This is a genomic window from Bacteroides sp. NSJ-39 (assembly GCF_014287315.1).
GTDB classification, from domain to species: Bacteria; Bacteroidota; Bacteroidia; order Bacteroidales; family Bacteroidaceae; genus Bacteroides; species Bacteroides finegoldii.
The window spans coordinates 443,070-453,366 of record NZ_JACOOB010000002.1 but is presented as its reverse complement, the minus strand read 5'-3'; the positions used below and the strand labels follow the sequence as shown (position 1 = coordinate 453,366).

The following is a 10,297-nucleotide window of genomic DNA, read 5'->3' as shown; positions in this document are numbered from 1 at the left end:
AACTAAAGGTTCAAGCAGGGGAAACTAAAGTTTCAGGCAGAGGAAACTGGAGTTTCAAGAGGGGGAAACTAAAGTTTCATACGCAGGAAACACTTGGTGAAAAGCAGGATGGCAAAGACTGTGCGTAAGGATAAGTAAGGGAAAGTGTAAGGATGAGCGAGGGAAAGGTGTAAGATACACCGCATCTGCAACCATCCCACACCACTATCCTACACCCTATTAATATACTAATATTCAACAACATAAAGTGAGACTAGTGTAGGATGGCAGATGATTTGTCTATTCAAATACACAAGAAAGAGAATACAAGGACATTTATCGAGGGATATTCTGAAAAACAACTGGCGAGAACCAATTGCCGGTTATAAATGCGATACGCTAAACGAGAATTTTGTGCATTGAGTAAAAATTTAGTTCAGCGTAGAGCATTAGAATTCCCACAAAAACACTCTTTCTGTTAAAACCGGCAGACCTCTAAAACAAAAATAAGTTCAGACTGTTACATAGTCAACTTAAACATATTAACCTAAACATTAAATTATGGCTAGAGAAAGTGTAAAAATCCTACAAGGGAAATTAGATGTGGAAAGTTTGATTTCACAGTTGAACGCAGCATTGGCTGAAGAATGGTTGGCATACTACCAATATTGGGTAGGTGCATTAGTAGTAGAAGGAGCTATGCGTGCCGATGTGCAGAGCGAGTTTGAAGAACATGCTGAAGAAGAGCGTAGACACGCACAATTGCTTGCCAACCGCATCATCGAACTAGAAGGTGTTCCGGTGCTCGATCCTAAGAAATGGTTTGAACTGGCGAGATGCAAATATGATGCTCCACAAGAGTTTGATTCCATTAGTTTACTAAAAGACAACGTTGCTTCCGAACGCTGTGCAATCCTTCGTTATCAGGAGATTGCCGACTTTACCAATGGGAAAGATTTCACTACCTGCGACATCGCAAAACATATTCTTGCCGAAGAGGAGGAACATGAACAAGATTTACAAGATTATCTGACTGACATCGCCAGAATGAAGAAATCATTTCTTGATAAGTAAATTCTAAAATAAACACATAGCGAGAAAGCAAATTAGAGCAAAGCGTAGCGAATTAGCTGATAGAGCGTTCGTTACGCTTTGTTTTTCTATGGGGCAGAGCCAACGAAATACCACCTCGAAGCCAAACGGCGCAGAAGTTCAGTAACCACTCGTTACTCCCGCAACGGGTGCGGATTTCTTGCTAAAAGGTTCTGTTTCTGCGTTTTGCATCGATTTACATAGCTGTCGGTAACTCACTAATAACTAATTTTGTAACCCCAAAAAGGAGTGAGTTATGCGTAGTACATTCAAGGTATTATTTTACGTGAAGAAAGGCAGCGAGAAGCCCAACGGCAACCTGCCTCTGATGTGCCGTATCACGGTGGACGGCGAAATTAAACAGTTCAGTTGCAAGATGGACGTTCCCCCACGCTTGTGGGACGTGAAGAACAACCGTGCTTCGGGCAAGAGCGTCGAAGCGCAGAGAATCAACCTTGCAGTAGATAAAATCCGTGTGGAGGTAAACCGCCGCTATCAAGAGTTAATGCAGACGGACGGTTATGTTACCGCCGCCAAACTCAAAGACGCCTATCTCGGTATCGGCATCAAGCAAGAAACCTTGTTAAAGCTATTCGAGCAGCACAACGCCGAATTTGAGAAGAAAGTCGGGCACAACAGGGCGCAGGGTACATTTACCCGTTATCGGACGGTCTGCAACCATATTCGGGAGTTTTTGCCCCATACCTACAAGCGAGAGGATATTCCGTTAAAGGAACTCAACCTTACGTTTATCAACGACTTCGAGTATTTTTTGCGCACGGAGAAGAAATGCCGCACCAATACCGTGTGGGGCTACATGATTGTGTTGAAGCACATCATTTCCATTGCGAGGAACGATGGGCGTTTGCCGTTCAATCCCTTTGCAGGATATATCAACTCTCCCGAAAGCGTGGATAGAGGCTACCTCACCCAAACGGAGATACAGACGCTCATGGACGCACCCATGAAGAACGCCACCCACGAGCTTGTACGGGATTTGTTCGTCTTTTCGGTGTTCACGGGTTTGGCGTATTCGGACGTGAAGAACCTCACCGCCGACCGCCTGCAAACATTCTTCGACGGCAATCTTTGGATAATCACCCGAAGAAAGAAGACCAACACCGAATCGAACATCCGTCTTTTGGACGTTTCCAAACGTATCATGGAGAAATACAAGGGACTGGCAAGGGACGGTCATGTTTTCCCCGTTCCGAACAACGGAAGTTGCAACAAGATACTCAAAGAGATAGGCAGACAATGCGGCTTCAAGGTACGTTTGACCTACCACTGTGCACGTCACACGAACGCCACGACCATGCTTTTGTCGCACAGCGTACCCATCGAAACGGTGAGCCGCCTTTTGGGACACACGAACATAAAAACCACCCAAATTTACGCCAAAATCACCGCCCAAAAGATAAGCCAAGACATGGAAACCTTGTCGCACAAGTTGGAGGATATGGAGAAGAATATCTGCCGAGCCATTTAATTAAAAACAGAATACCGATGAAAGAAGAAAGGAATATTATCACGATGGACGGGCAGGGCAATATAGGCGCAACCGCCATGACCGAGTGGGAAATCTGCGAACTGTTCGAGAAGTTAAGGCAGAACATACGCCGACCTATACAACCGCAAAGAAAAAGCAAAAGGATGAAGCTGTAACCGCTCATTTCACAGAAACAACAAAAATGCTGCTTGCAATTTTTAGAAGAACAGTGTTTTGGTTGTATTTTGTCTATGGTTTTATCATTTTGCCCTTACTCTTTAAGTTCCAAAATGTATATTTGTTTCTCTGAATTGTCATCAAATTCTCCTTCTGTAAAATCCCCGAATTTATGGACAATATTAAATCCAATTTGTTTGAGGTATGAATTTAATTCTTGAGGAAAGAATAATCTCATGTCCATATTTTGGACTGAATGAAATTTATCGTCAATAAAATATTGCCACTTTATACGATTAATTTGAGATGCGCTTTCATAGTGCATACTTTGTTTTATCAATACTTTTCTTCCATCATTGGTTGTATATTCGGCAATAACCTGTTGCTTCCGCTCGTTTTCAACAATATATTGGATATTAGGATTGAAGCAGTCCAATAAAAACAAACCTTTTTCTTTCAAGTGATTTTTTACGATTTTCAACGTATCAAATAAATCCTCATTTTTATACAAATGATGAATTGAATTAAACGGAATAAAAATAAGATCAAATTTTTCTCCTAAGTTCAATTCTCTAATATCTACCTCAATGAAATCTATTTTTAACTCAGCTTGAAATGCTTTCTCCTTTGCCCGTTCAAGCATGGATAAAGTATAATCAACTCCCTTAATATTATACCCGGCCTTTGCTATTGGAATCGTAAGTCTACCCGTACCACAACAGAGTTCAAGTATTTTGGCATCTTTATTTTGAGGTAGCCATTTTTTGTAGAATTCCAAATCGAACAGAGAATTATTCAACCCATCATAAATATCTGCATTATAAATAAAATCACCAACTTTATAATCTGTGTTCATATTCTTTATTGATTGCTAATACATTACAATGCTTATCTGTAAAGAGATTCTTCAATTTTTTATTTCAACAGCTTACGATTTTGATTATCATCACTTTCCAATATATTCATTTGATGGATAGCTATTTGGTTTAGCTTAACAAGACGTTCCCTTTGTGTCATGTTCTGTTCGATAAACACAGCATTTAGATTCTCCATATTCGACAAACAGATAAGTTCATTGATAGTAGCATAATCACGAATGTTTCCTTTCAGTTCGGGATTCGCTTCTCTCCATTGTTTTGCTGTCATACCAAACATCGCTACGTTCAGCACGTCGGCTTCATTGGCATAAATAGTGCTTGCCTGTACGGTGTGACTTCCATCGGAATAAGGTTTTGCTTTATGGCATCAGTATATATGCGGTAGTTGATTTTCGACAATTCACGTTTCGCAGACCAACCGAGTAGCCTTTGTTCTTCTGTCTTTAGCCGCTGATACTCCTTAACAAAAAGTAATTGGAATTTAGGAGAAATCCACATACCAAAATGATATGCTATATCCCGATGTGCATACGTACCACCATAGCGACCAGCCTTAGAACGAATGTCAATTGCACCGGTCCGTTCTATCCACGTTTTCACCGGAAGCACAAAATTGTTACTTCCTGCCGCATTTTTAATTGTACCGAATTCAGTACAATTAAAATCGGGATTATATAACATTTCCCATTCGCCAAGATACTCGATAATGCTTTTAAGGCTAAGCCAACTGAAGATAATATGCTCTTGCAGTTGGCTTCTTGCCATGTCTGTAAGACTGATGTAGTCTTCTTCATTGTACTTGACAACGCTAATATCTGTATTTTGAACGGTAATTTTTGCCATTGTAATTGATACGTTGATTTTCAATCACAAAGGTCGCTATAATTTGTGAGATTGCATTCTTTTTAATGGACTATTTACAAAGATAGAATGCAATTTTTTAATAGTAGACATTATTTCCCAAATAATTATTATACCTTTGTAAATGCAAAGAGTTATTTGACAGCATAGTACTGCAAAACACCGAAAATGGCACAGTTGCTAAATCGTTACCACTACTTCTCAAATAATTCACTAAGAATTTATTCTTCAATCGGTTAAGTCAAACCGAGAAAAATCTAAAATAATAATGATTAGGTAAGAGAGGGCGTATCCTACACGGGGTAATCCCTCTTTTATGTATATTAGTACGATAAAAACAAAACTATTTTAGCGTAAATCAAGAAGAAATCTTTCTTTTTTCGTATTTTTGTCCCAATATGCACGTTTAATCCAAGTAGATAACGAACATTAGGGAAAAGAATGAAAGTAATTGATTTAATACATAACAACAAAAAAACAGCTTTTTCTTTCGAAATCCTGCCGCCACTGAAAGGAACCGGAATAGAAAAGCTATATCAGACAGTCGATACACTTCGGGAATTCGATCCGAAGTATATTAATATCACGACCCATCGCAGCGAATACGTTTACAAAGATCTCGGCAACGGGCTATTCCAACGAAACCGCTTGAGAAGACGTCCGGGCACTGTTGCTGTGGCTGCCGCCATCCAAAATAAATATAATATCACAGTCGTTCCGCATATCCTATGCAGTGGCTTCACACGCGAAGAGACAGAATATGTACTGCTCGACCTGCAATTTTTGAACATCACTGATTTGTTAGTGCTACGTGGGGACAAGGCAAAACACGAATCTGTTTTCACCCCCGAAGGCGACGGATATCATCACGCAATCGAGTTGCAGGAACAAATCAACAATTTCAATAAGGGTATCTTTGTGGACGGTTCGGAAATGAAAGTGACCAACAGCCCCTTTTCTTATGGTGTGGCATGCTACCCGGAGAAACATGAAGAGGCTCCCAATATTGAATCCGACCTTTATTGGCTAAAGAAAAAAGTGGAAGCAGGCGCAGAATATGCCGTAACACAATTATTCTACGATAACAAAAAATATTTTGAGTTTGTAGAACAAGCCAAAGCGGCAGGCATCAATGTTCCAATCATTCCGGGAATCAAGCCGTTCAAGAAACTGTCCCAACTGAGCATGATTCCCAAGACATTCAAGGTGGATTTGCCGGAAGAACTCGTGAAAGAGGCTTTGAAATGCAAAACGGATGCGGAAGCCGAACAAGTGGGTATCGAATGGTGTGTAGCCCAATGCAAGGAATTGATGTCTCACGGAGTACCAAGCATCCATTTCTACTCCATCGGAGCGGTGGACAGTATCAAGGAAGTAGCCAAAATCATTTATTGATATGTTTTTCAGAGACGTAATCGGACAGGAAGAAGTCAAGCAACGGCTCATTCAGGAGGTGAATGAAGGACGCATCCCACACGCCCAGCTCATTTGCGGTCCGGAAGGGGTGGGAAAAATGCCATTGACCATTGCATACGCACGCTATATCAGTTGCTCCAACCGGAGTGAAACGGATGCCTGCGGTGTATGTCCGTCCTGCGTGAAGTTTAACAAGCTGGTACATCCGGATGTGCATTTTGTATTTCCGATCGTGAACAAGGCGAAAAGTCCCAAAGTATCGGTCTGTGCCGATTTTCTTCCGCAATGGAGAGAACAACTGCTCACCTCCCCTTACTTCAACTTGAATCATTGGTTGAACAATATTGGAGCGGAGAATAAGCAAGCGCAGATATTCGCCAACGAGAGTGATGAGATTCTGAAAAAACTCAGTCTGAAATCCAGTGAGGGAGGATTCAAGATTACAATCGTGTGGCTACCGGAAAAATTGCATCCGGTGTGTGCCAACAAACTGTTGAAACTGCTTGAAGAGCCGCCCGAAAGAACTATTTTCCTGCTGGTATCGGAAATGCCGGACATGATTCTGCCCACCATCCAAAGTCGCACACAACGCATGAACGTGCGGAAAATTGACGAGGCAAGCATCGACCGGGTGCTACAAACGAAGTACAGCATTCAACCTGCCGACAGCCTTTCCATCGCCCATCTGGCAAATGGAAATTTTATCAAGGCACTCGAAACGATTCATCTGAACGAAGAAAATCAACTGTTCTTCGATTTATTCGTCAGCCTGATGCGGTTGTCCTATCAACGGAAAATCAGGGAAATGAAAATGTGGAGCGAACAGGTGGCAGGCATGGGACGCGAACGCCAAAAGAATTTTCTGGAATATTGCCAACGCATGATTCGGGAAAACTTCATCTTTAACCTGCACCAACGTGATCTTACATATATGACGATCAGTGAACAGAACTTTGCAACCCGCTTCGCCCCGTTTGTCAACGAACGTAATGTAATGGGAATCATGGACGAGCTAAGCGAAGCGCAAATACATATTGAACAGAATGTAAACGCTAAAATGGTATTCTTCGACTTCTCGCTGAAGATGATTGTACTGTTGAAGCAATAATTAATATATAAACACTATGGAATATAAACTTCATAATGGGAGCGGCGGTCTTTGCTGCAAAGGATGCTCCCGACAAGATAAACAACTGAACACCTACGATTGGCTGGCGGATATACCGGGCAATGCGGAAGAGAGTGACATGGTTGAGGTACAATTTAAGAACACCCGGAAGGGATATTATCGCAACAGTAACAAAATCAAACTTGAAAAGGGCGATGTGGTGGCTGTTGAAGCTGCTCCGGGACATGATATAGGTGTGGTGACGCTGACCGGCAGACTGGTTCCCCTGCAAATGAAGAAAGCGAACTTCAAGGCGGACACGGAAATCAAACGCATCTACCGGAAAGCCAAACCGGTGGATATGGAGAAGTTCAACGAGGCGAAAAGCAAGGAACATGGCACTATGATCCGTGCACGCCAGATTGCGTTAAGTCTCAATCTGAACATGAAAATCGGAGATGTAGAGTACCAGGGGGATGGCAATAAGGCTATCTTCTATTACATTGCCGATGAGCGCGTGGACTTCCGCCAATTGATCAAGGTATTGGCTGAAGCATTCCGCGTACGTATCGAGATGAAACAGATCGGCGCCCGTCAGGAAGCGGGACGTATCGGAGGCATCGGACCTTGCGGACGTGAGCTTTGCTGTGCGACGTGGATGACCAGCTTTGTTTCCGTATCTACGAGTGCCGCACGTTATCAGGATATTTCCCTGAACCCGCAAAAGCTTGCCGGACAATGCGCCAAGCTGAAATGTTGCCTGAACTATGAAGTAGATTGCTATGTGGAAGCTCAAAAACGTCTTCCGTCCAAAGAGATAGAACTGGAAACGAAGGATGGTACTTTCTATTTCTTCAAAGCGGATATCTTGAGCAATCAGATCTCTTATTCCACAGACAAGAATTTCCCGGCAAATCTGGTTACCATCAGCGGGAAGCGTGCTTTTGAAGTGATTTCGATGAATAGAAAAGGTATGAAACCGGACAGCCTGTTCGAAGAAGAAAGAAAGCCGGAACTGAAGAAACCGATTGATTTGCTGGAGCAGGAAAGCGTTACCCGCTTTGACCGTAACCGCAATAAAGAGGGTGGCAATAATGCGAACCGGAATAATAAGAAGAAGAAAAAAGGAGCTAATAACGACAACCGCCCTCAATCGGCTGAAAACGCTAACAGGGGAGAAAGAGAGAACCGACCGAGAAATAATAATAATCGGAACAGAGGACAGAATCAGGGACGGAATAATGAAAACAGACGACCGGAAAGAGGGATGAATCAAGAAAGACCACAAGCTCAAGAAAGGCCGGAAAAGCCAGAAAGACCGGTCAAAGAGCCGAATAAAGAGAAACCGAAACCGCAAACCAATAATGAAAAGCCTGTTCAGGAATAGTTTATTTTGCCTTTTCACCGCTTGCCTAACGGCGGCATGCAACGAGAATACCGTGTATCACTCTTATCAATCCCTTCCCGACAACGGGTGGGGAAAGAGTGACACACTCTCCTTTTTTGTTCCTATCACAGACAGCCTCCCTCCGACTTTGAGACTATTTGCGGAAGTCCGTAACCGTACGGATTATCCTTATCAGGACCTTCATTTATTTATCAGTCAGAATCTACAGGATTCCACTGTGTGGCGCACCGATACCATCGCTATTCACCTAACTGACTCTACAGGAAGATGGTTCGGCAAAGGCTGGGGCAGTGTCTATCAGTCGGAGGCTTTCATACGCTCGGTTCGCCCGCTACATCCAGGAAACTACACTTTTAAGATAGTATCCGGTATGAAAGACGACATATTGCAGGGGATAAATGATGTGGGGATACGGATATCACGGTAAGCAGAAAATAAAACTTAAATATTTATCAAAATCTAAGAATATAAAAGATATCGTTATGAGCGAAAGTCAGAATATTGAATATAAAGAGTCTTGGCATGACGAGTATCTGAAATGGATATGCGGTTTTGCCAATGCACAAGGTGGCTGTATTTATATAGGTATAAATGATAAGCAACAGGTAATTGGCCTCCCCGACTCCAAAAGATTGTTGGAAGACATACCTAACAAAATTGTCAACTATTTAGGTATCGTGGCCGATGTCAACTTATTACAATCAGAAGAAGGTAAAGAATATATCGAGATTGTAGTGGAACCAAGTAATATGCCCATTGCTTACCATGGGGCATATCACTACCGCAGTGGTTCCACAAAACAAGAATTGAAAGGCGTTGCACTTCAACAATTCATATTAAAGAAAATGGGACGTTCTTGGGGGATGAACTATTAGAAGATAGGGCAACACTCAATGATATTGATCGAAAAGCTATAGATTATTTTCTTCGAAAAGCCATTGAAGCGCATCGTATTAACCCCGAGCTTAAAGATGAAGATACCCGAACTGTATTGGAAAATCTAAAACTGATTGATAACAATGGAGTGCTCACCAATGCTGCGATACTATTATTCGGAAAAGACCCTCTTCGCTTCTTTCCCGGTGTGGAATTCCGTATCGGACGCTTCGGGATAGATGAATCAGATCTTATTTTCCAAGACGTAGTAAACGGAAATATTATTCAGATGGCTGATAAAGTCGTCACTTTATTACGTTCCAAGTACCTCATATCCCCCATTCACTATGAAGGTATGCAACGGCTTGAACCATTGGAAATTCCAGAAGATGCTTTACGAGAAATGCTCTACAATAGCATTGTACACAAACGGTATGCAGGTGTTCACATACAGATGTGGATATTCAATGACCACATTGAGCTATGGAACTAGGGTAAACTACCCGACGAACTTACAATAGATGCACTTAAAGGAAAGCACTCCTCACATCCTCGTAACATTTTATTAGCTTCCGTATTCTACAAAGCCGGGTTTATAGAAACGTGGGGACGTGGTATTAGCAAAATATGTAACGCTTTTAAAGCGATAGGAATGGAAGAACCCGTCTTTAAGCAATCAGAGGGTGGTATGCTAATTACGTTCAAAAGAAACTACCCTACAATGACAAATGAGAAATCACATAGTAGAGCGAATGACCCAATAAATGACCCAATAAAATTATCATCAGTTGACATAAATGTATTACATATATTATCTACGAATACAAAATTAACCTACAATACTCTTGCTGAAGCCTTGTCATCATCAAGTGCTACAGCGAAACGATCATTGCAGAATTTAAAAGCTTATGGGTACATAACCCGTCAAGGGTCCAACAAAGCAGGTTATTGGCAACTCACCGAGAAAGGAAAGATTTTTATAATTAAAGAACAAAGACTATAAAATACATAAG

The 10,297-nt window shown here is 41.8% G+C and carries 11 protein-coding genes and 2 pseudogenes; 11 read left to right on the top strand and 2 right to left on the bottom strand.

What is annotated here, in order from left to right:
• Positions 1-540: 540 nt before the first annotated feature.
• The 3 genes from H8S63_RS04635 to H8S63_RS04625 all read left to right on the top strand — a co-directional run bounded on the left by H8S63_RS04635 (position 541) and on the right by H8S63_RS04625 (position 2,736).
• Positions 541-1,053: a ferritin-like domain-containing protein gene (locus tag H8S63_RS04635; protein WP_007764121.1), complete on the top strand. Its 513-nt coding sequence runs from the start codon at positions 541-543 to the stop codon at positions 1,051-1,053.
• A gap of 274 nt (positions 1,054-1,327) precedes the next feature.
• Positions 1,328-2,560 carry a site-specific integrase gene (locus tag H8S63_RS04630; protein ID WP_186925853.1) on the top strand — a complete coding sequence of 411 codons (1,233 nt, stop codon included), beginning with the start codon at positions 1,328-1,330 and terminating at the stop codon, positions 2,558-2,560.
• A 17-nt stretch (positions 2,561-2,577) separates the two neighbouring features.
• Entirely contained in the window at positions 2,578-2,736 is a 159-nt protein-coding gene (locus tag H8S63_RS04625) for a hypothetical protein (RefSeq protein ID WP_186925852.1), read from the top strand.
• 95 nt (positions 2,737-2,831) lie between these two features.
• Here the strand turns inward: H8S63_RS04625 and H8S63_RS04620 are convergent, their stop codons facing one another.
• Both H8S63_RS04620 and H8S63_RS04615 read right to left on the bottom strand, forming a co-directional pair.
• Positions 2,832-3,593: a bifunctional 2-polyprenyl-6-hydroxyphenol methylase/3-demethylubiquinol 3-O-methyltransferase UbiG gene (locus H8S63_RS04620; RefSeq protein WP_186925851.1), complete on the bottom strand. Its 762-nt coding sequence runs from the start codon at positions 3,591-3,593 to the stop codon at positions 2,832-2,834.
• Between the two features lie 59 nt (positions 3,594-3,652).
• Positions 3,653-4,458, bottom strand: a pseudogene (locus H8S63_RS04615) (KilA-N domain-containing protein).
• A gap of 459 nt (positions 4,459-4,917) precedes the next feature.
• Here H8S63_RS04615 and metF point away from each other — a divergent pair.
• From metF to H8S63_RS04580, 8 genes and pseudogenes are all read left to right on the top strand, one after another.
• Positions 4,918-5,871, top strand: a complete 954-nt coding sequence (gene metF / locus H8S63_RS04610) for a methylenetetrahydrofolate reductase [NAD(P)H] (RefSeq protein WP_007764101.1) — start codon at positions 4,918-4,920, stop codon at positions 5,869-5,871.
• A 1-nt stretch (position 5,872) separates the two neighbouring features.
• A complete protein-coding gene (locus tag H8S63_RS04605) occupies positions 5,873-7,000 on the top strand; it encodes a DNA polymerase III subunit delta (RefSeq protein ID WP_186925850.1) in 1,128 nt (375 codons plus the stop codon).
• A gap of 16 nt (positions 7,001-7,016) precedes the next feature.
• Complete coding sequence (locus H8S63_RS04600; RefSeq protein ID WP_007755872.1) at positions 7,017-8,387, top strand: regulatory iron-sulfur-containing complex subunit RicT; 1,371 nt, start codon at positions 7,017-7,019, stop codon at positions 8,385-8,387.
• Positions 8,365-8,835, top strand: a complete 471-nt coding sequence (gldH, locus tag H8S63_RS04595; protein WP_186925849.1) for a gliding motility lipoprotein GldH — start codon at positions 8,365-8,367, stop codon at positions 8,833-8,835. Before H8S63_RS04600 ends, gldH begins: the two co-directional genes overlap by 23 nt.
• A gap of 55 nt (positions 8,836-8,890) precedes the next feature.
• Positions 8,891-9,283 carry a helix-turn-helix domain-containing protein gene (locus tag H8S63_RS04590; RefSeq protein WP_186925848.1) on the top strand — a complete coding sequence of 131 codons (393 nt, stop codon included), beginning with the start codon at positions 8,891-8,893 and terminating at the stop codon, positions 9,281-9,283.
• Positions 9,265-9,777, top strand: a complete 513-nt coding sequence (locus H8S63_RS04585) for a hypothetical protein (RefSeq protein WP_186925847.1) — start codon at positions 9,265-9,267, stop codon at positions 9,775-9,777. Before H8S63_RS04590 ends, H8S63_RS04585 begins: the two co-directional genes overlap by 19 nt.
• Positions 9,778-9,801: 24 nt before the next feature.
• Positions 9,802-9,927 (top strand): annotated as a pseudogene (locus H8S63_RS19930) (ATP-binding protein); the annotation flags it as partial.
• 9 nt (positions 9,928-9,936) lie between these two features.
• Positions 9,937-10,287 carry a winged helix-turn-helix transcriptional regulator gene (locus H8S63_RS04580; protein WP_186925846.1) on the top strand — a complete coding sequence of 117 codons (351 nt, stop codon included), beginning with the start codon at positions 9,937-9,939 and terminating at the stop codon, positions 10,285-10,287.
• Positions 10,288-10,297 lie beyond the last annotated feature (10 nt).

Coding starts and splice junctions, on each gene's coding strand:
- H8S63_RS04625 (WP_186925852.1), top strand. CDS start 2,578: ATGAAAGAAGAAAGGAATATTATCACGATGGACGGGCAGGGCAATATA.
- H8S63_RS04620 (WP_186925851.1), bottom strand. CDS start 3,593: ATGAACACAGATTATAAAGTTGGTGATTTTATTTATAATGCAGATATT.
- H8S63_RS04580 (WP_186925846.1), top strand. CDS start 9,937: ATGGAAGAACCCGTCTTTAAGCAATCAGAGGGTGGTATGCTAATTACG.
- H8S63_RS04590 (WP_186925848.1), top strand. CDS start 8,891: ATGAGCGAAAGTCAGAATATTGAATATAAAGAGTCTTGGCATGACGAG.
- H8S63_RS04600 (WP_007755872.1), top strand. CDS start 7,017: ATGGAATATAAACTTCATAATGGGAGCGGCGGTCTTTGCTGCAAAGGA.
- gldH (WP_186925849.1), top strand. CDS start 8,365: ATGAAAAGCCTGTTCAGGAATAGTTTATTTTGCCTTTTCACCGCTTGC.
- H8S63_RS04635 (WP_007764121.1), top strand. CDS start 541: ATGGCTAGAGAAAGTGTAAAAATCCTACAAGGGAAATTAGATGTGGAA.
- H8S63_RS04605 (WP_186925850.1), top strand. CDS start 5,873: ATGTTTTTCAGAGACGTAATCGGACAGGAAGAAGTCAAGCAACGGCTC.
- metF (WP_007764101.1), top strand. CDS start 4,918: ATGAAAGTAATTGATTTAATACATAACAACAAAAAAACAGCTTTTTCT.
- H8S63_RS04630 (WP_186925853.1), top strand. CDS start 1,328: ATGCGTAGTACATTCAAGGTATTATTTTACGTGAAGAAAGGCAGCGAG.